We start from the raw sequence: 20313 nt of genomic DNA, 5'->3' as shown, positions 1-20313 counted from the left end.
AGTGCTCGCTCCAGAGGTTCGAATACAGCCCCCTCTTTTTGTCATATCAAAGGAGGATAAACATGCCAGCACACCGGCCGATTGTATAAACGCCACCCCCGGAGAAAACAAGCCATTAAATGCGTGCGGTCAGCCGGGGTTTGTGTGGTAACGTCCGCGCCCGCAAAAACCACCGGACTGTTTTCGACTGGTTGAAAACGATGAAAAAAGCCTCGCTCCAGCTAGGTCGCGGCCTACAGCGTAGTTCCATGTTTCGCACACAAATTACGCACAGGCTTATCCACAGGTAGTACGTTGCATCACCCCCCAAAACGCATTATCTTGTAGCCCGCCGCGCAAAAAACCCTACATGTAGGGTTTTAGGCCAAAAACCAAACACTAGTTGGACAGAGATTTCAAGCGCTTTTCTTGCTTCTGTCCAACTGAAGTATCGCGTTTCCCCAAGCCCAGACCGCCCCTGCGGATGGCGACCGTTTCGAGGTCGAAAACGACCGCAACGGTACGGGTGTTGCAGTCCATTGCTGCCACCCGCAAATCCGGTTCCGAGCCCCGGCTCGCAACCCGAGAACTTCGGATGGAAACAGCGCCATACGCCTGTTTCCTACTGTCCCGAAGTTGTTATACCCGGCGCGCCAGCCGGTTGTAGTGCTTCAGGACGGAACGGTGGGCACCGTGATGGTGCCCAAACAAACATAGAGACTGTGGAGACACCCATGCACACCGACACAACTCGCGAGAACCCGCAGGGCACCGCGCCGCTGGCCGCCGATTCGAGCCCGGATCTGTCCGCCACCGCACCGGGCCAACTGCGTGTGATCAAGCGTAACGGCACTGTCGTTGCTTACACCGATGACAAGATCACCGTCGCCATCACCAAGGCCTTCCTCGCAGTTGAAGGTGGCACCGCCGCCGCTTCGTCGCGAATCCACGACACCGTGGCCCGCCTGACCGAACAGGTCACCGCGACCTTCAAGCGTCGCATGCCATCGGGCGGCACCATCCACATCGAGGAAATCCAGGACCAGGTCGAACTGGCCCTGATGCGTGCCGGCGAGCAGAAAGTGGCCCGCGACTACGTGATCTACCGTGACTCCCGCGCCAAGGAACGCGCCACCCGCGCCCCCAGCGAAGCCCCGGTACAAGCCCACCCGTCGATCCGCATCGCCCGCGCCGATGGCAGCCTGGCACCGCTGGACATGGGTCGCCTGAACACCATCGTCACCGAAGCCTGCGAAAGCCTGGAAGAAGTCGACGGCGACCTGATCCAGCGCGAAACCCTGAAGAACCTCTACGATGGCGTCGCCCTCAAGGACGTCAACACCGCCCTGGTCATGACCGCGCGGACCCTGGTGGAGCGCGAGCCGAACTACTCCTTCGTCACCGCCCGCCTGCTGATGGACACCCTGCGTGCCGAAGGCCTGAGCTTCCTGAACGTCGCCGAGAGCGCTACCCACCACGAGATGGCCGACCTGTACGCCAAGGCGCTGCCGGCCTACGTGGCCAAGGGTATCGAATTCGAACTGCTGAACCCGGTGCTGGCGTCCTTCGACCTGGAAAAACTCGGCAAGGCGATCAACCACGAGCGTGACCAGCAGTTCACCTACCTGGGCCTGCAAACCCTGTACGACCGTTACTTCATCCACAAGGACGGTATCCGCTTCGAACTGCCGCAGATCTTCTTCATGCGCGTGGCCATGGGCCTGGCCATCGAAGAGAAGCAGAAAGAAGACCGTGCCATCGAGTTCTACAACCTGCTGTCGTCCTTCGACTACATGGCGTCGACCCCGACCCTGTTCAACGCCGGCACCCTGCGTCCACAGCTGTCCAGCTGCTACCTGACCACCGTTCCGGACGACCTGTCGGGCATCTACGGCGCGATCCACGACAACGCCATGCTGTCGAAATTCGCCGGCGGCCTGGGCAACGACTGGACCCCGGTGCGCGCATTGGGCTCGTACATCAAGGGCACCAACGGCAAATCCCAGGGCGTCGTGCCGTTCCTCAAGGTGGTCAACGACACCGCCGTCGCGGTCAACCAGGGCGGCAAGCGCAAAGGCGCGGTCTGTGCGTACCTGGAAACCTGGCACATGGACATCGAAGAGTTCATCGAGCTGCGCAAGAACACCGGTGACGATCGCCGTCGTACCCACGACATGAACACCGCCAACTGGATCCCTGACCTGTTCATGAAGCGCGTCTTCGACGACGGCAAGTGGACCCTGTTTTCGCCGTCCGAAGTACCGGACCTGCACGACCTGACCGGCAAGGCCTTCGAAGAGCGCTACGAGTACTACGAAGCCCTGACCGAGTACAACAAGATCAAGTTGTTCAAGGTCGTCCAGGCCAAGGACCTGTGGCGCAAGATGCTCTCGATGCTGTTCGAGACCGGCCACCCATGGCTGACCTTCAAGGATCCGTGCAACCTGCGCAGCCCGCAGCAGCACGTGGGCGTGGTCCACAGCTCGAACCTGTGCACCGAGATCACCCTGAACACCAACAAGGACGAGATCGCCGTCTGCAACCTGGGCTCGATCAACCTGCCGAACCACATCGTCGACGGCAAGCTGGACACCGCCAAGCTGCAACGCACCGTGAACACCGCCGTGCGCATGCTCGACAACGTGATCGACATCAACTACTACTCGGTCCCACAGGCGAAGAACTCCAACTTCAAGCACCGTCCGGTCGGCCTGGGCATCATGGGCTTCCAGGATGCGCTGTACCTGCAACACATCCCGTACGGTTCCGATGCCGCGGTCGAGTTCGCCGACAAGTCCATGGAAGCGGTCAGCTACTACGCGATCCAAGCGTCCTGCGACCTGGCCGACGAGCGCGGTGCCTACGAGACGTTCCAGGGCTCGCTGTGGTCCAAGGGCATCCTGCCGCTGGACTCGCAACAGATCCTGATCGCGTCCCGTGGCGAGAAGTACATCGACGTTGACCTGAACGAATCCCTGGACTGGGCACCGGTTCGCGCCCGTGTGCAGAAAGGCATCCGTAACTCCAACATCATGGCCATCGCCCCGACCGCCACCATCGCCAACATCACCGGCGTGTCGCAGTCGATCGAACCGACCTACCAGAACCTGTACGTGAAATCGAACCTGTCGGGCGAGTTCACCGTGATCAACCCGTACCTGGTCCGCGACCTCAAGGCCCGTGGCCTGTGGGACTCGGTCATGATCAACGACCTGAAGTACTACGACGGTTCGGTGCAGCAGATCGAGCGCATCCCGCAGGAGCTCAAGGCGCTCTACGCCACCGCGTTCGAAGTGGACACCAAGTGGATCGTCGACGCCGCCAGCCGTCGCCAGAAGTGGATCGACCAGGCTCAGTCGCTGAACCTGTACATCGCTGGCGCCTCGGGCAAGAAGCTGGACGTGACCTACCGCATGGCCTGGTACCGTGGCCTGAAGACCACCTACTACCTCCGTGCCCTGGCCGCTACCAGCACCGAGAAATCGACCATCAACACCGGCAAGCTGAACGCTGTTTCCAGCGGCGGCAACCACGGTGACGACTCGGTCCTGGCCGCTCCCGCCGGCCCGGCGCCAGTGCCAAAGGCCTGCGCGATCGACGAGCCGGATTGCGAAGCTTGCCAATAAGCTGAGCCGGCGGGCGCTGCAAAGCGCCCGCTGAAAGAAGCCCCCGATAGACCGCTGGTTTATCGGGGGCTTTCTTTTGTCTGGAGGAAAGTAGCGTCTGGGCTGACCTCATCGCGAGCAAGGCTCGCTCCCACAAGGGAACGCATTCCAATGTGGGAGCGGGCTTGCTCGCGAAGGCGTCGGTACATCCAACAATTGTCATTGACTGAACCACCGCTTTCGCGAGCAAGCCCGCTCCCACAGGGATCTGGATGAACACAGGTCTATTCGCGATACGGCCAAAACAAGCGGAGCAGAAAAAAAGCCCCTCTTGCGAGGGGCTCCTTGTACAGCCTTCAAGCCACCTGAGGCATCAGGTCATCTGAATGATGGTCTGCATGATGGTGCTTTGGGTGGAGATGGTCTTGGCGTTCGCCTGGTAGTTACTCTGCGCCTTGATCAGCTCGACCAGTTCGTTGGTCAGGTTGACGTTGGACTCTTCCAGGGAGTTGGAGACGATCGAACCCAGGGTGCCAGTGGTTGGAGCGTCGTAGCCCGGGATACCCGAGTCGAAGGTTTCCTTCCAGCTGGTGCCACCTACCGGTTGCAGGCCCTGCTCGTTGGTGAAGCTGGCGAGGGCGAGCTGGCCGATCGGCTTGGTCTGGTTGTTGCTGAAGTTGGCCAGCAATACGCCGCTGCCGTCGATGGTCAGGTTGGTGATCTGGCCGGTGGCGTAGCCGTTCTGGGTCGGAATCGAACGCGCAGTGTCGGCGTTGAACTGCGTGGTGTTGGTCATCGAGATCGTGATGCTTGGCGCACTCGCAGCCCCGTTGGCCGCCCACACGCCGTTGGTCACGGTGCCCGGCACCCAGCCCGTCAGCACCAGGTCGTTGTTGATGGTCGCAGGAGGCGTGCTCACCTGGGTCAGCTTGCCGCTCGAATCGAAGGTCATGGTCGAAGGCACCGGTGCGGTCGCCCCCGTCGTGGTCGGCAAGCTGCCGTTGAGGTTACGGCCGTCGATCAGCGTATAGACGTTCCAGGTGTTGCCAGCCGTCTTGACCATGTACTGGTCCATGGAGTGCTGGTTGCCCTGGGTGTCATAGACCGGGGTGGTGAACTGCTTGGTGAAAGTCGCCGTGTCGCTCGGGTTGAACGCCGCGGTGATCGCCGGCGCCGTCGAGTTCAGGTTGATGGTCGAAGACACCAGGCTGGTCGCTTGCGGCGGCAGGTTGGAGGTGTCGATGCGCAGGTCGGTCAGGATGCCGTTCTGGATCTTGCCGTTGGCGTCCACACCGTAGCCCTGCAGGCGCGAAGTGCCATCGGTGTTGGTGATGAAGCCTTCCTTGTCGGTCTTGAAGGTACCGGCACGGGTGTAGCTCAGCGAACCGTCGTTGCTCAGGACGAAGAAGCCCTGGCCCTGGATGCCCATGTCCAGCACGTTGCCGGTGTTGTTGACGTCACCCTGGCCGAACTGTTGGGAAACGTTGGCCAGGCGCACGCCGTTGCCGACGGTCTTGCTGCCCGAACCCAGCTTGGTGGCCGAGTAGACATCTTCGAATTCCGCGCGAGACGATTTGAAACCGGTGGTCGCCACGTTGGCGATGTTGTTGCCGGTAACGTCCAGCTGCTTGTTGGCTGCATAGAGACCGCTAAGGCCGATGTTGAAAGACATTTTCCACTCCTTTGCCGGGTTAGTCGGCTCTTACATACCAATAGTTTGTACTTTGGACAGGGCGATGCTGCCCAGCCCGGCGAGGTTGAGCATCAACTCACCGCCCGTCTGGCTGATCGTCACGCTGCTGACCGTTGCCGGCAGGTTGGTGATCAGCGACGTGGCCTGGCCGTCGATAGTCGTCGAGGCCGCGAAGGTATAAGTGCCCGATTCGACCGTCGTGCCCGCGTCGTTCTTGCCATCCCAGATGAAGGCGGAATTGCCGGCCTTCTGGCTGCCCAGGTCGATGGTGCGCACGGTCTTGCCGTCCTTGTCGACGATCTTGACCGCGACGGAGGAAACCGATGCCGGGACCACCACCGTGCCGTTGAGGCTCTTGGAGGTATCGACCACGGCCTTGTCGCCCGGGGCAATGACCGAGCGCCCGACCAGCGACGACGCCTGCAAGGCCTGGGACGAGTTGTAGTTGCCGGCGATACCGCTCACCGTCTGGTTGAGGGTGGTGATGCCTTCCAGGCTGCTGAACTGCGCCAGTTGGGCCACGAACTCGCCGTTGTCCTGGGGTTCCAGCGGGTTCTGGTTTTTCAGTTGGGTAACGAGCAGTTGCAGGAACGCATCCTTGCCCAGCTCCTTCTTGCCGGTCGCCGCGCTGGTGGCCGAGGTCAGGCTGTCGCTGGCGCTAGTGGTCTTGACCGACGAGTTCGCCAGGATCTCGTTGAGACTCAGACCACCGGTGGTGTTGGTAACACTCATGTGACTCGCCCCTTATCACTGACCGAGGGTCAGGACCTTCTGCATCATGGTTTTGGCGGTGTTCATCATTTCGGCGTTGGTCTGGAACGAACGACTGGCGGAAATCATGTCGGCCATTTCCTCGACGACGTTGACGTTCGGGTAGTAGACGTACCCCTTGGCGTCGGCAGCCGGATGGTTAGGCTCGTAACGTGCTTCGAGGTTGCTCTGGTCTTCGACCACGCCCAACACCTGCACGCCCTGCCCGGCCGCGTCCTGCTCCTGGAACAGCGAGTCGCTGCCGCCGTTCTGGCCAGCCTGGAACATGGTGGCGAACACCGGGTGACGAGCACGGTAGGTCTGGTCGATGCTCGACGACACGGTCTCGGCGTTGGCGATGTTACTGGCGACGGTGTTCAGGCGAGTGGTCTGGGCACTCATGGCACTGCCGGCGATGTTGAATACGCTCGCGATCGACATGGATTACTCTCCGCGCAGGGCCGATACCAGCCCTTTGAATTTGCTGTTGAGCAGCGTGAAGCTGGCCTGGAAGTTCACGGAGTTCTCCGCGTAGTTGGACTGTTCCAGTTGAGCGTCCACGGTGTTCTGGTCGATGGACGGTTGCATCGGCGTGCGATACATCAGCGACTCGTCGCCATTGCCCAGGCCTTCGGCCTCGATATGACGGCTGTTGGTCATGTTCAGGGCGAAGCTGCCGTTCTTGGTCTTCTCGTTCTGCTCGGCGAGCACTTTGGAGAAGTCCAGGTCCCGGGCCTTGTAGTTCGGGGTATCGGCGTTGGCAATGTTGTTGGCCAGGACTTCGGCACGCTGGGCGCGGAAGCCCAGGGCCTTTTCATGGATACCGAGCGCTTTATCGAAGCTGATGCTCATGGCACAAACCTTTGGGTGACCAATGTACGTACGATGGCTATAGCAAGCGTCGTGCCATTTTCCAAAAGCCCATAAACCGGGGCTTTGCGGGCAGCGGCAAGGCGGCAATGCCAGAAAAGCGGCAATGGGCTTCCGCTTACCTGCCGCTTTTCTGCCGCTCTCAGCGTCAACGGCGATTAATTGTGGGAGCGGGCTTGCCCGCGAAAGCGGTGTATCAGTCGACATCAATGTCTCTATTGGATCGCCTTCGCGGGCAAGCCCGCCCCCACAGGAGATTGGGGGGATTTGATGAAAAGTGGCAGGCAAAAAAAGGGAGCCTTAAAGGGCTCCCGTTTTTTGACACACCGGCCAATCACTTCGCCTGGTAGATGATCCCCGGGCTGCACTGGACCATCTGGTAATGATCCGGCAAGCCGTTCAACGCCTCGGAAGCTCCGAGGAACAGGTAGCCACCGGGCTTCAGGGTGCCGTGGATACGCATCAGGATGTCCTTCTTCACTTCGGCCGAGAAGTAGATCAGCACGTTGCGGCAGAACACGATGTCGAACTTGCCCAGGCTGGCATAGCTGTCCAGCAGGTTGAACGAGCGGAACTCCACCCGGTTCTTGATCGGTGCCTTGACCACCCAACGCCCCGGCCCCTTCGGATCGAAGTAGCGCTGCAAGCGATCGGGCGACAGGCCGCGACCGATGGCCAGGCTGTCGTACTCGCCGGTCTTGCAGTTGTTGAGCATGGTCCCGGACAGGTCGGTGGCGACGATCTGCACGCCCCCCTTCAACTGGCCGATGTTGGTCCGCTCGAACTCGTCGATGGACATCGACAGCGAATAGGGCTCCTGTCCCGACGAGCAGGCTGCCGACCAGATCCGCAGGCGCTGGCCCGGGCTGGCCTTGATGGCCGCCGGCAGCACTTTGTTCTTCAACACCTCGAACGGATAGGTGTCGCGAAACCACAAGGTTTCGTTGGTGGTCATGGCGTCCACCACCATCTCGCGCAAGCCACTGCGCGGCTGGGTCTGGATGCGCTGCACCAGCTCGCCCAACGTCTTGAGGCCCTGTTGCTCCATCAATTTGTTGAGACGGCTCGACACCAGGTATTGCTTGTTTTCACCAAGCAATATGCCACAGGCTTTTTCCAGGAAGACCCGGAACTGTTCGAAATCCAAATTACCCGTAGACAAGATACCGCCTCTTTCATTGTATTGATGTGCCGGGCGCACAATGCGCCCGACCTTTTATTCTACTGACTTGATTCGATCGACCACCCGGGACGCCAGGTCATCGGGCCGGAATTTTGCCAGGAAATCGTCGGCACCGACCTTCTTGACCATCGCCTGGTTGAACACCCCGGACAACGACGTGTGCAAGATGATATGCAGCTTCTGCATACGCGGATCGCTGCGGATCTCCGAAGTGAGAGTGTACCCGTCCATCTCCGGCATCTCGATGTCGGAGATCATCATCAGGAACTCCTCTTCCGGCTTCTTGCCCTCGTCGACCAGCGTGCGCAGGTAATCCAGCGCCTGCCGACCGTCGTTCAACGCAATCACCTCGACGCCGATGGTTTGCAGGCAACGGGTCACCTGCTTGCGCGCCACCGACGAATCATCGACGGTCAGCACCCGCAGCGAAATCGCCTTGTGCTGGGTTTCGGCATCCACCACACCCTGGGAAATCGTTTCCGTGGTCGGCGCCACTTCGGCGAGGATTTTCTCCACGTCGATGATTTCCACCAACTGACTATCGACCCGGGTCACCGCCGTCAGGTAGTGATCGCGACCGGTGCCCTTGGGCGGCGGATGGATCTCCTCCCAGTTCATGTTGACGATGCGTTCCACCGAGCGCACCAGGAAACCCTGGGTCTTGGTGTTGTACTCGGTGATGATCACGAACGGATTGCTCTGGTCCATCAACCGCCCCGAACCGGTCGCCATCGCCAGGTCGAGGATGGGGATGGTCGCTCCCCGAATGTTTGCCACACCGCACACCACGGGACTGGACTTGGGCATCAGGGTCAGCTTGGGGCATTGCAGCACCTCGCGCACCTTGAATACGTTGATCCCGTACAACTGCTGGCCGTCGAGACGGAACAGCAACAGCTCCAGGCGATTCTGACCGACCAGCTGTGTCCGCTGGTTTACCGAGTCCATTACTCCCGCCATGCCCTGACTCCTACCTAACGCTAATGGGTCCGACGCGCATTCATCACTAAACGGCACGGGGCTTGCTATTCAACCGGCATGAACGCACAAACGACATTTTCTCGACGCCTGACCACTCACTGCCGCCACTGGCTCGGTGCACTGTTGGCTGCCTGCCTGTTCACCTGGGGCAACCCGGCTCTCGCGGAGGCTCCGGTTACCTTGCCTGATCTCCTTATCGGCGTCACTCAGGGCTTTCTTGAATTCACCGTAGAAGACTATCTGGCAACCAGTCAAACCGAAGGTCGCTACGAAATCGAAGTCAACCAGCTCGACCCACGCCTGCGCATGCCGATGTGCGACAAGGAATTGACTGCCTCGCTGGAAAGCCCGGCCCGCCCGCTGGGCCGCGTCACAGTGAAGGTGCGCTGCGACAGCGCCGCGCCCTGGACGGTGTTCGTGCCCGCCCAGGTGCGCCTGTTTCGTGAAATCGTCACGACCACCCGTCCGCTCAAGCGGGCTGGGATCGTCGAGCCGCAGGACGTGGTGCTGCGCGAGCGTGACGTCAGCCAGATCAGCCAGGGCTTCCTGACGTCGGTGGATGAGGCCATCGGACAGAAACTTGTCCGACCAATGGTCGCCGACCAGGTCATCACCCAGGTGCACCTGGAACAGGCCGAAGTGGTGCGCAAGGGCGACCAGGTGGTCATCACCGCCCGCAGCGGCACCCTGGCCGTGCGGATGCCCGGCGAGGCCCTGTCCAACGGCGGCATGCGCGAGCAGATCCGAGTGAAGAACCTCAACTCCCAACGGGTGATCAAGGCTCAGGTCATCGCCCCCGGCCAGGTGGAAGTGGCCATGTAGTACTTTACGCAGGCAGGTAGAAAGCTGGCGCTTGACCTCGCTGTTCCCTAGACTGTGCCTTACGCAAAGGCAAGCGCAGACGTGCGCACGTTCATTGGATAAATGAGCCTAAAGTTTTTTTAGGGATGGCCGAAAACATGGCAAGCGTCCAAATATCCAGAGGTTTTCTACCATGGTCATCGACTTCAATCGTTTAAACAGCTCTTCACCGTTGACAGGCACTACGCGTACCAGCGCCAGCAAGGAAGCCGACAAATCCGCGCCGTTGTCTACGCCGGCCGAACAAGTCAGCAATGGAGAGTCGGTTCACCTCAGCAATGAGGCTCAGCAGTTGCAGAAGGTCACTGACAAGCTGCGCGATCAACCTGTCGTCGACAACGCCCGCGTGGCCGAGTTGAAAGCAGCCATCGCCGATGGCAGCTATAAAGTCGACAGCAACCGCGTAGCCAGCAAACTGCTCAACTTCGAAGCCCAGCGCTAGGCCGCCGCCTGCGCCAGGCTTTTGGACGCTTAAGACCCAAGGCCAGCCATGCACGACACGACTTTATTGCAACTGATCATCGACGACTTTGTCCCAGCGCAACAATTGCTGGAACTGCTGCAGACCGAATCACTGGCGCTGCACGGTCGCGACATGCCCTTGCTGGAAAACATCCTGGCACAGAAGCAGGCATTGATCATTTTGCTCGACCAGCATGGCCGCAAGCGCAGCGAGATCCTCGCCAGCCTCAACCTGCCCGCCAGCCCCGACGGCCTCGAGCAGTTGGCCAGCCAGTCGTCGATCGGCGACCAGCTCCTCGCCCAGAGCGCAGTCCTGACTGACCTGCTCGCCCAATGCCAGGCCGCCAACGCGCGCAATGGCCAGTCGATCCAGGTCCAGCAGGCCGCCACCGCCAATCAATTGCGCATCCTCAATGGTGGTGAAATCCCGACGCTCTACGACGCCCGCGGTTCGACCGCCAAAATGGTCAAGCACCGCCCGCTCAGCCAGGCATGAAACGAACCATGCCGGCGCTCTATCAACGCGCGATACATGCTGGCAAAATGCTGGCTCTTTGTAGTCGTATTTTGCCTGGAGATTGACCTACCGTGTTCAATGCCTCAAACGCGGATGATGCTCCGCAACCGCCCAAGGTCCTTACCACGCCCCTGGAAATCTCCGGCAACCTGCGGATGCTGCAAGATAGCCACGACCCGTTGATCATCACCTTCCACGAACGCACCCAACGCTTCCAGAGCTACCTGGTAGACGTTAACCGCGAAAACAACTCCATCGCCCTTGACGAAATGATCCCCCGGGACGGTGAACGGTTCCTGCTGGCGGGCGAGCCTTTTCGCGTCGAGGGCTTCCACGACGGCGTGCGCATCGCCTGGGAAAGCAATGGCCCGCTGACCATCAGCGACACCAGCGACGGCCGCTGCTACCGCGGCGCCCTGCCTGACGAAGTGGTTTATCACCAACGTCGCAATGCCTTTCGTGCCGCCCTGAAGCTGGCACAACTGGTGGACGTCGAACTGGGCGGCGAAAAGCTCAAGGCGGCGGTCAACGGCAAGTTGCTGGACATTTCCGCCACCGGCTGCAAGCTGCGCTTTGACGGCGACATCACCGAACGCCTGCAACTGGGCCAGGTCTACGAGCGCTTCATCGCCGCCCTGCCCTTCGGCAACATGACGGCCCCGGTCGAATTGCGCTACCTGCATTTCGAAGAAAGGATCAACACCACCTTCGCCGGCGTGCGCTTCCACAACATCAGCGGCCTGGTGCAGCGCCAGGTCGAGCGGTTCGTCTACCAGCTCCAGCGCGAAGCCCGTCGTTTCGACAAAGATGATCTCTGATCCGCCGCATTAAAAAAACGGGCAGCCCCTTGCGGTGACTGCCCGTTTTTTTATGCGCGATTACGGCCTGGCTTGAGTAAAGCTGGGGGCCTGCGGCTCGTCATCGGCCGCTTCGGCTTCTGCAACCGGTTCAGGCTCGGGCTCAGGCTCTGGCTCAACGTCCGATGCGGCCGGTGCCTGCATCTGCTCCTGCACCACCTGCTCATCCACCCGAGGGTCAAGGCATGCTACCAGCGGTGAGCTCGACATGCTGTCGGGCATGGCCACGTGGTGCAGCGGAGCGTCGTCGACCTGGTGCAGGTTGGTGACCGCTTTCGGCCGGATCCGCCACACGAGTATCAAGGCGAAGAAGGCGGAAAACGCATACAGCATGTGGCTGCCGAACAGCTTCATCAGTACCCCGGCCACCAACGGCCCGATACTGGCACCGACGCCATAGGTCACCAACAGCATCGCCGTCAGCGACACTCGCCGATCCGCCTCGACGTGGTCATTGGAGAACGCCACTGCCAGCGGATACAGGCAGAACTGGACCAGCGAGCAGAAGAATCCGGCAATGAACAGCACTTCCAGCGGCACACTCGACAGAATCGCCAATGGCATCGCACAAACTGCCAGGGCCAATGCAAAGCAGCGGATCAGCAACGCCCGGTCGTAGCGGTCGGACAGCCAGCCCAAGGGCCACTGCACCAGCAGGCCGGCGAAGATGCAGCTCCCCATGAACAGGCCGACCTGTTCGGTCGACAGGCCCTGCTGGGAGGCATACAACGGCGCCAGGCCATAGAAGGAGCCGACGATCAGCCCCGAGCCCAACACCGTGCTGAGCGACTGCGGGACACGTTTGATGAAGAACCGTGGCTCCATCGGCGCCGGACGCAGCGGCGCCGGGTGAATCCGTCGGGTCAGCGCCACCGGCACCAGGCACAAGGTGAAGCACAGCGCCACCAGCATCAGCAATTCCAGGCCCAGGGCCGGATGGATCACCAGGATCAACTGGCCCAGTACCATCCCCAGGTACGAGGCGATCATGTAGCCGCTGAACACCACCCCGCGCTGCTTGGCGTCGGCCTGCTCGTTGAGCCAGCTCTCGATGACCATGTACTGGCACATCATGCCGAGGCCGACAATCATCCGCAGCACGATCCAGGCCGGCAGCCAGTTCACCAGCCCGTGGCCCAGGACTGCCGCCCCGACGATCCCGGCGCAGGCCGAGTAGGCGCGGATATGCCCGACGCGGGCAATCAGCCGATGGCCGATCTTGCCGCCCAGCACCAGGCCGAAATAGTTGGCCGCCATCAGCGCACCGACCCATAGACTGTCCACGTGGTCGGCGGCCAGGCGCAAGGCCAGGTAGGTACTCAAGAGGCCCGAGCCGATCAACATCATCAGCGAGGCGAAATAAAGCGCTCGAAAAGGTTTCCAGACTTGGCGCATCGGCGTTCCGAGCGGCTCCTTGAGGTGGGGTAAGGGCTACCCTTGAAGATAGCCCGGATACAACGATTCGTTATGCCTGGGCCGCGAGAATGCGACGTTCCCAGGGCGTGATCTCATCGAAGAAGCTGGCCAGCTCAAGGGTCTTCGAAGCAACGTAGCCTTCGATGAACTCCTCACTGAACAGTTCCTTCGCCAGATGACTACGTTTCAGACGCTCCAACGCGGCATGCAAGGTACATGGCAGCGAGAGATTATCCGGCACGTCGAATTCACCCTGGATCGCCTCGCTCGGCTCCAGGCGATTTTCAATGCCATGCAGCCCGGCGGCCAGGCTCGCGGCGATCGCCAGGTACGGGTTGGCATCCGCCCCGGGCAAGCGATTCTCGACCCGACGGGCGACCGGTGAACTGGCGGGGATCCGCAGCCCGGCCGAACGGTTGTCGTGGGACCAGCAGGCATTGTTCGGCGAGGCGCACGGCTGATAGAGGCGCTGGTAGGAGTTCACGTTCGGCGCAAACAGGGCGGTGAAGTCGGCCAGGCCGGCCTGTTGCCCACCGATGAAATGCCGGAAAGTGGCCGTCGGCTCGCCAGCCTCGTCACTGAAGACGTTGCGACCGCTGCCCAGTTCCACGACGCTCTGGTGGATGTGCATCGAACTGCCCGGCGTATTCGCCAGGGGCTTGGCCATGCAGACCACGATCAGCCCATGCTTGAGGGCCACTTCCTTGAGCAGGTGCTTGAACAGGAAAGTCTGGTCGGCCAGCAGCAGTGGGTCGCCATGGAGCAGGTTGATCTCGAACTGGCTCACGCCCATTTCGTGCATGAACGTATCGCGGGGCAGGCCCAGTGCCGCCATGCAGGCGTACACCTCATTGAAGAAAGGTCGCAGGCCATTGTTGGAACTGACACTGAACGCCGAATGCCCGTCCTCGCGTCGCCCATCCAGGCCCAGCGGCGGCTGGAACGGCTGGGCCGGGTCCGGGTTGGGCGCGAACACGAAAAATTCCAGCTCGGTCGCCACGACAGGCGCCAGGCCACGGGCGGCATAACGCGCGATCACGGCCTTGAGTTGACCGCGCGTGGAAAGCCTTGAGCTTTCACCGGTCAGCTCATCGGCATCGCAAATCGCCAGGGCGCGAGGTTGTTGGCTCCAGGGCAGGCGGTGGATCTGTTGCGGGTCGGCCACCAGGGCCAGGTCGCCGTCGTCGCTGCCGTAGAATCGCGCCGCCGGGTAACCACCCATGATGCATTGCAGCAGCACCCCCCGCGCCAGCTGCAACCGTCGTCCCTCGAGGAACCCTTCGGCGGTCATCACCTTGCCTCGCGGCACGCCGTTCAAATCCGGCGTAACGCATTCAATCTCATCAATGCCCGTCAATCGCTGCGCGAGTGAACACTGGCCATCGGTCTTCATGACGCAATCCTTGTTATATGCGAGCCGCGAACGGCAACCCGTACAAAATAGGCTTCGGCTGTTCGGAATATCAAGCAGGCTGGACGAATAAAAACCGTCAGAAAATACACAGCCCACACCATAGGAGCGAACCCGCTCACGAAGGCAGTCTGTCAGCTTTTGCGTAGTGACTGATGCACCGCCTTCGCGAGCAAGCTCGCTCCCACAGAGGGGTTATGCGCAAGGAATGCCTCAGGGCAGGTAGATCCGGAATACCGCGCCGCCCAGCACACCGCCATTGGCGATCTCGGTTCGCCCGCTCACGCCGCCGCGCTGGTGCAGCCCGGCGATACGCGCCGCGAAGTACAGGCCCAGCCCGGTGCTGCCGCTGCTGTGGTTGATGCCCTGCACGTACTCGGCCTGGCGTTCGATCATCTCGGCCGGATAGCCCTCGCCGTCATCGTTGATGGTCAGCACCAACTGCCCGGCCTCATCGCTCGCGCTGATCAACAAGGCCTGGCGCCCATGGCGAATGGCGTTGGTGATGCAATTGTCGAGCACCGACGCAATCAACTCGCGGTCGAAAAAGCCCAGCGGGCTGAGGGGGTCGACTTCATAGGTGGCCATGATCCCGCGGCTGCGGAACACGTCCTCATGGCCGGCCAATTGCGCCTCGATGAAATCGTCCAACTCGTGGTAGGCCGGATGCAGGGGCAACTGGTTGACGCCGAGCTTGTACAGCCCCAGCAGTTGCACCAGCAACCCATTGAGGTGGGCGAACTCGAAGTCCATGACGCCCTGCTCCGGGGTCTGGCGCTCGGCGTCGGGCAAGCGTTCGAGCCACTGCGCATGCGCCTGCATGAGCAGGGTCAGGGAGTTCTTCATGTCATGCACGGTCGACGCAATCACCGTGGAAAAATCGAGTGCCTGTTCGCTGTCATTCATCGCCAAACGCCTTGCTTCGCAGTTTCTGGTAACGCGCAAACCGCGCGTCGGTGTCGGGCATCATGCCCACCAGCTTCAGACAAGCGCGACACTCCTGCAGCAGTTCCGATTCCACACTGGTATCGGTGCCGTGCAGCAGGGACTGCGCCATGTTCAGGGCAATACTGATGTTCTTCGGTTGCATCTTCAGGGCGCGGCGGAACAGCTCCCGCGCCTCCGGCAAGGCGCCGGTCTTGTAGACGCGCACGCCTTCGCGGTTCAGCTCGGCCGCCGCATTGCCCTGGTTGAGGATGTTCGGGTCGTCGGTGAGCTTGGCGATTCCTTGCATCACCGTCGGGTCATCGCCGTAGATTTCCGCGCAGTTCTTGAGCATCGACTCGCCGGCGCTGGCCTGACCAAGCATTTGCAGTTGCTTGGCCACCAACAAGGCCGCCTCCGCGCTCATGAACTGCTCCATGCCGTCGAGGCGCTGCAAGGCCTGCTCGGTGAGCTTCTCGGCGGTTTCGGCATCGTTGAGCAGCAGGCTCGTGGCTTTCATCAGGCGCGCCCGGACCTGCAGGCCCGGGTCGTTGAGGTTTTCCTTCGCCACGGCGCTGAGGGTCGTGTTGATCTCCAGCCGCGTGCGCGTATCGAGGCCCTTTTCGCTGCCCTTGCTGATCAACGCATGGGCCAGGCCCAGGTTGGTCTCCGGATCCTTGAAGCGCGACTGCGCGCCCTGCCCGACCGCCTGGCGATAAGCCCTGGACGCGGTGTCGTAGTCTTCGTTGGTCATCGCCAGCTTGCCCAGCAGCGCTTGTCGACGCACCGCCAGGGGCGACAGGCGAACCGCCTCTTCCAGCACCTGCTGCGCCTGTTTCGTGTCGCCTTCGGCCACCAGCACATCGGCCATGCCGTCGTACAAGGCCGGCATCATCGGAAAGGTTTTCAGTGCCTTTTCGTAGACCTCCTTGGCCTGCGCCACCTGGCCGCGCTTGAACAGCAACTTGCCCAGGCCCGCATAGGCCCAGGGCAGCGGACGGTCGGCCAGGATGGTGTTGTACAGGCGCTCCAGGGCTTCGTTCTGGTTCAGGTCGCGCAACGCGTCGGCCCGATAGCGCAGGCACAGCGGCCCGTAGCGCGGATCCTGCTTGCACAGGGCGATGCAGGCATTGAGCACTTCCAACGGTTTTTCGCGATCCAGCGCCTGGAGGATCGGCTTGAGCAAAGTCTTGCGCTGCTCCAGCCGTTCCAGCCGCTGGGCCAGGCCGGAGCGGTTGAACGGCTTGGTCAGGTACGCGTCGGGCTCATGCTCCAAAGCGCTGAGCACCATCGCCTGACTGGTCTCGGCGGTCACCATGAGGAACACGCTTTCATGGCTGATCAGCTTCTCGACCATCAGGTCTTCAAGCACCTGCTGACCGTTCTTGCGCCCGTCGCCGAGGTGATAGTCCTGCAGGATGAAGTCATAGCGCTTCTGCGAGCACATGCGCAACGCCACTTCACCGGTGTCGGCGGTATCCACGTCCTTGACGCCCAGCTCACGCAACATGGAGCGGATCGAACTGCGGAAATCCGAGAAATCATCGACGATCAGAAAACTTTTTTGGTGGTACGCCAGCATCGAGGATGTCCAGGCAAGTAAAAAAGATGCGCCCAAACGGGTGCTCATCAGCTTATCGGCCGCAAGTGGCGTTCCGTTAACCGATCGTATGGGAGAGGTTTAGTGCGAGAAAGGCGCTAATGCCAGTTCGTCAGAAAGATCTGGCAGCCCCAGGTGGAATCTGTGGCGAGGGAGCTTGCTCCCGCTGGGGCGCGAAGCGGCCCTTGCCTTGTCGGGCCGCTGCGCAGCCCAGCGGGAGCAAGCTCCCTCGCCACAGCGTGCCCGCTTGGGATTCGCTGAAACGGCAGTGCCATGCCCGGCTTTGCTCGTCAGATCGTCACTTAGCGACGCCCCAACAGCCTTCCCCAAAATCCCACTTTAGTCTCCGCGACCACTGGCGCAGGTGGCACGATCTCTTGCCTTACCGGATGCGTACTCGGACCATCGGGCCGGAGTAGATCCCCTGGATAATGCTCAAGCCCCAGGCACTGTGAATCATCCAGCCCAAAAGCCTTCACCGCCGCCACAGCTTCCACGCACCAGCGACCAAAATACGCGCCACCTTCAAAATTCTCGTCGCCATAGGTGTACCAGTAGGGATGCTTGTAACTGACTGCCTGGGGATCGGAGCCGGATTTCGCCCCTGTTCGGATTTCCTGATACCAGTGACTGACAAAGGCTTCCAACTTGGAAGCCTGCGTCTCCACCGGCGCATCCACCGCCGCCAACAGTCGTCCATAAGGTTTGGGATAAAGGAGAGCGGCCCCCACTTTGCGCTCGGGACTGCGACTCGCGATGACCCGGTCGAGCAACACGTCCTCGCCTTCATTGCCGATAAGGGCCAGCAGCCTTCGCCATTGATCATCGGGAATCTCCAGCGCCAACCCCAGGCCCACCAGCCAGAAGCAGACGATGTAATGGTCATAGTTGACGCGCCAGCTGTGGCGGGTGAACTGTTGCTCAGGGGTCCAGACCGATGCACCTAGGCGTTCGGCCTCTTCCCAGGCATCGAGTAGCCCAGGGAAATAAGGAGGCAAGTCGGCGACAGGGCATCCGGCAGAGTAGCGACTTAGCATCTGGTGCCAGTGGTCTTGGGCAATGGTATAGACGTACTGCGGCGCGTAGTCGGGATCGCGTGCCGGGGCCCGCGCGTTCTCCAGCGCTCGGGCAATGCGTTCGTCACCATACGCAACCCATTCAGACCAGTAGCGGGAATCTCCCAGTGGTGCCCGAACCATTTAAGTTTCCTTCACAACCCAATATCGTGGAAATTTCTGGCATTTAAATTAGGAACCAGTAACCACTCTCGCTGCTAAAGTACGAAGAAACCCTCGTAGGCTGCCTCCACCCGCTCAACAAGCTGATCAGAAATGATGCCCACGCTCTCTAACTCGGCAGCTTCGGCGAATAACAAAGGACTCGACACAACTGGCGTAGTCAAACCTAATTGTTGTCGCACACGAAAAATTGCGTGAATCTCTAAAGGTAGCAGATCGAAAGGCGCATATTTGAATTCAGGGTCCCACGCCCCACCGCTGTCCTCAAAATTGGAGAGATGATACTTACATAGTTTTTCCAGCGCTTGAGCGAGCCCTTGCTCATTACTCCATTCGTTTATCACCTCTTGATAAACACCTAAATTCATCGACTTAATTTCTGGAAGCGTCTCTCCTTGCGAATAGACTGAATAAAGCCAGAGCATGAAAGGTTCGAATCGACGCTGTTCAAGATAGCTAGCATCGACAGCGCCATTGATAGCCAGCATCCCGGCCAAAACATCGGCTACGGAGGCGGCCAGGTCTCGACGATCAGCCACTATCAATCCTGCCAATAGGCATCCAGCGAGGCTCAATTGATTAGTCAAATTGGGGACAGTTTTGACGCCTTGCAGAAAACTCGTCTTGGAGAAAGCCTTCGCTTTGAGCATCAGGGCCCAATAACGGTACATCATCGAACGCGAGACGTGCTCCCAGCCAGCGGGATCTCGATCACTAATAGCAACTTCTCCCTGAACACCGTAGTAGGTCGCCAGCATCCCCAACGAATCAGCCACGTTGTCCAATCCACCTAACGAGTCGCTAGCCAGATCCTCATCAATGTAGGCAAGCTCTTGAGCCGTCATGTCTCCCGACTGGGATAGCCAACGTCGATGCTGTTCAAGCAGAGTATTGATTTTTTCCATTTCAGTGCGGTTCCCATGTAACTCAAAAACGTCTTGCGTGCCCAAGGAAAACTCTTAGTACTTCTCCCTTCAAATCAACGCCGATCAAATTTCCGCTCACACTTTCAGGTGATTGCCTAAGTTCAGGCGCTTGGCGGCAGCATCAATTAACGGGGAGTTGGTGTCCGGTTTGGTAGGGGCAAGTCCACTTGCTCCCTCGCACAAAAGGATGGTGTCAAGCTTCATCCCATCAGCAAATAACTTCACCCTCACCATTCACCCCCTCCAATAGCATGCCTCTGAGACCCGCACGCTCCAGCCGAAGCTTCACATCCTCGCTAACGATCAATGCTCCCAAGTGTTTCTTGATACGAAAAATATGTTTTCCCTGGGCCTTGGCAGGATCAATGACAAGATTCAGAAAAACGCTGTATTCGCCAGCTCGATCAGGTCGTACGGGATCATTGACCTCATATTTTTTGAAAGCGGAGCGTGATTCGTCTACGCAATCCAATTGGGTCTCGACAATCATCACATAGTAACGACCATGAGCTTGCTCGCCTGCAACCGACACAGGCTCGAGCACGACATTCATATACGGTTCATCAACATCGGGAACGCCCAACAATGCATCCCTGGCTTTTTCACTCAAAACCGGCACAGAGGCATAGCCAGCCAAGGAAAAATCCAGACTCCCACCTTCCTCAAGAACCTCAAGGGTGTAGGTACACGGCTCCATGTACTCAGAAGGGGGGTCGATGAAGAGCCAGTTGTTGCAGTGCTTTATATCTCCCTGGACTGGCCCCAACAAAACCGGACACCGCCACCCCGTTAACTTGATGCCGTTTTCATGCGCCTGAACTCTCTGGGAGAGCGGTATTTCAGCGCGCTGTGTGGATGCTGCTCGTTGTAATGTTCGAAAGCGATTGCCAGGTTACGTAGCGCCGTTTCGCGGTTCGGACGAGGCATGTGGGCCACGTAGTCGCGTTTGATGGTCTTCACGAAGCTCTCGGCCATGCCATTACTCTGCGGGCTGCGAACCGGCGTCGTGACAGGCTGCAAGCCGATTTGCTGTGCAAAGA

19 protein-coding genes are annotated in these 20313 nt (G+C 60.1%); 5 read left to right on the top strand and 14 right to left on the bottom strand.

What is annotated here, in order from left to right:
* The first annotated feature begins 713 nt into the window (after window positions 1-713).
* Window positions 714-3605 carry a ribonucleoside-diphosphate reductase subunit alpha gene (locus tag AD664_RS08530; protein WP_053145868.1) on the top strand — a complete coding sequence of 964 codons (2892 nt, stop codon included), beginning with the start codon at window positions 714-716 and terminating at the stop codon, window positions 3603-3605.
* Between the two features lie 352 nt (window positions 3606-3957).
* Here the strand turns inward: AD664_RS08530 and flgE are convergent, their stop codons facing one another.
* From flgE to AD664_RS08500, 6 genes are all read right to left on the bottom strand, one after another.
* Window positions 3958-5256, bottom strand: a complete 1299-nt coding sequence (flgE, locus tag AD664_RS08525; RefSeq protein ID WP_042729794.1) for a flagellar hook protein FlgE — start codon at window positions 5254-5256, stop codon at window positions 3958-3960.
* A 30-nt stretch (window positions 5257-5286) separates the two neighbouring features.
* On the bottom strand, window positions 5287-6009 hold the full coding sequence (flgD, locus tag AD664_RS08520) for a flagellar hook assembly protein FlgD (protein WP_042729795.1): 723 nt from the start codon (window positions 6007-6009) through the stop codon (window positions 5287-5289).
* Between the two features lie 15 nt (window positions 6010-6024).
* Window positions 6025-6468, bottom strand: a complete 444-nt coding sequence (flgC, locus tag AD664_RS08515; protein ID WP_042729796.1) for a flagellar basal body rod protein FlgC — start codon at window positions 6466-6468, stop codon at window positions 6025-6027.
* A 3-nt stretch (window positions 6469-6471) separates the two neighbouring features.
* Window positions 6472-6879: a flagellar basal body rod protein FlgB gene (gene flgB, locus AD664_RS08510; protein WP_042729797.1), complete on the bottom strand. Its 408-nt coding sequence runs from the start codon at window positions 6877-6879 to the stop codon at window positions 6472-6474.
* A 352-nt stretch (window positions 6880-7231) separates the two neighbouring features.
* Entirely contained in the window at window positions 7232-8059 is an 828-nt protein-coding gene (gene cheR, locus AD664_RS08505; RefSeq protein WP_042729798.1) for a protein-glutamate O-methyltransferase CheR, read from the bottom strand.
* A gap of 54 nt (window positions 8060-8113) precedes the next feature.
* A complete protein-coding gene (locus tag AD664_RS08500; protein ID WP_042729799.1) occupies window positions 8114-9040 on the bottom strand; it encodes a chemotaxis protein CheV in 927 nt (308 codons plus the stop codon).
* Window positions 9041-9118: 78 nt separating this feature from the next.
* On the opposite strand from AD664_RS08500, the gene flgA reads away from it, so the two are divergent.
* The 4 genes from flgA to AD664_RS08480 all read left to right on the top strand — a co-directional run bounded on the left by flgA (window position 9119) and on the right by AD664_RS08480 (window position 11719).
* Complete coding sequence (gene flgA / locus AD664_RS08495) at window positions 9119-9883, top strand: flagellar basal body P-ring formation chaperone FlgA (protein ID WP_042729800.1); 765 nt, start codon at window positions 9119-9121, stop codon at window positions 9881-9883.
* 172 nt (window positions 9884-10055) lie between these two features.
* A complete protein-coding gene (gene flgM / locus AD664_RS08490; RefSeq protein ID WP_042729801.1) occupies window positions 10056-10364 on the top strand; it encodes a flagellar biosynthesis anti-sigma factor FlgM in 309 nt (102 codons plus the stop codon).
* Window positions 10365-10412: 48 nt separating this feature from the next.
* Window positions 10413-10880: a flagella synthesis protein FlgN gene (locus AD664_RS08485; RefSeq protein ID WP_042729802.1), complete on the top strand. Its 468-nt coding sequence runs from the start codon at window positions 10413-10415 to the stop codon at window positions 10878-10880.
* Window positions 10881-10972: 92 nt separating this feature from the next.
* A complete protein-coding gene (locus AD664_RS08480) occupies window positions 10973-11719 on the top strand; it encodes a flagellar brake protein (protein WP_053145866.1) in 747 nt (248 codons plus the stop codon).
* A 60-nt stretch (window positions 11720-11779) separates the two neighbouring features.
* Here the strand turns inward: AD664_RS08480 and AD664_RS08475 are convergent, their stop codons facing one another.
* From AD664_RS08475 to AD664_RS08440, 8 genes are all read right to left on the bottom strand, one after another.
* Window positions 11780-13153: an MFS transporter gene (locus AD664_RS08475; protein ID WP_053145864.1), complete on the bottom strand. Its 1374-nt coding sequence runs from the start codon at window positions 13151-13153 to the stop codon at window positions 11780-11782.
* Between the two features lie 70 nt (window positions 13154-13223).
* The gene (locus AD664_RS08470) at window positions 13224-14465 is read right to left on the bottom strand and encodes a glutamine synthetase family protein (RefSeq protein WP_172679711.1); all 1242 of its coding nucleotides are present in this window, start codon (window positions 14463-14465) and stop codon (window positions 13224-13226) included.
* Between the two features lie 333 nt (window positions 14466-14798).
* Window positions 14799-15491 (bottom strand): sensor histidine kinase KdpD, encoded by a 693-nt coding sequence (locus tag AD664_RS08465; RefSeq protein WP_042729806.1) that lies wholly within the window; start codon window positions 15489-15491, stop codon window positions 14799-14801.
* The gene (locus AD664_RS08460) at window positions 15484-17091 is read right to left on the bottom strand and encodes a tetratricopeptide repeat-containing response regulator (protein WP_053145860.1); all 1608 of its coding nucleotides are present in this window, start codon (window positions 17089-17091) and stop codon (window positions 15484-15486) included. Before AD664_RS08460 ends, AD664_RS08465 begins: the two co-directional genes overlap by 8 nt.
* Before the next feature lie 320 nt (window positions 17092-17411).
* Window positions 17412-18308 carry a PoNi-like cognate immunity protein gene (locus tag AD664_RS08455; protein ID WP_053145858.1) on the bottom strand — a complete coding sequence of 299 codons (897 nt, stop codon included), beginning with the start codon at window positions 18306-18308 and terminating at the stop codon, window positions 17412-17414.
* 74 nt (window positions 18309-18382) lie between these two features.
* Complete coding sequence (locus AD664_RS08450; RefSeq protein WP_234407984.1) at window positions 18383-19297, bottom strand: hypothetical protein; 915 nt, start codon at window positions 19295-19297, stop codon at window positions 18383-18385.
* A 184-nt stretch (window positions 19298-19481) separates the two neighbouring features.
* The gene (locus AD664_RS08445; RefSeq protein ID WP_256207085.1) at window positions 19482-19910 is read right to left on the bottom strand and encodes an imm11 family protein; all 429 of its coding nucleotides are present in this window, start codon (window positions 19908-19910) and stop codon (window positions 19482-19484) included.
* Window positions 19911-20062: 152 nt separating this feature from the next.
* On the bottom strand, window positions 20063-20313 hold a 251-nt coding region (locus AD664_RS08440), incomplete at its 5' end, for an integrase core domain-containing protein (RefSeq protein WP_157061554.1).

Source organism: Pseudomonas sp. P97.38 (assembly GCF_001269745.1).
Taxonomy (GTDB): Bacteria; Pseudomonadota; Gammaproteobacteria; order Pseudomonadales; family Pseudomonadaceae; genus Aquipseudomonas; species Aquipseudomonas chlororaphis_E.
The sequence above is the reverse complement of the archived record's forward strand: the minus strand, read 5'-3'. Positions and strand labels throughout refer to the sequence as shown.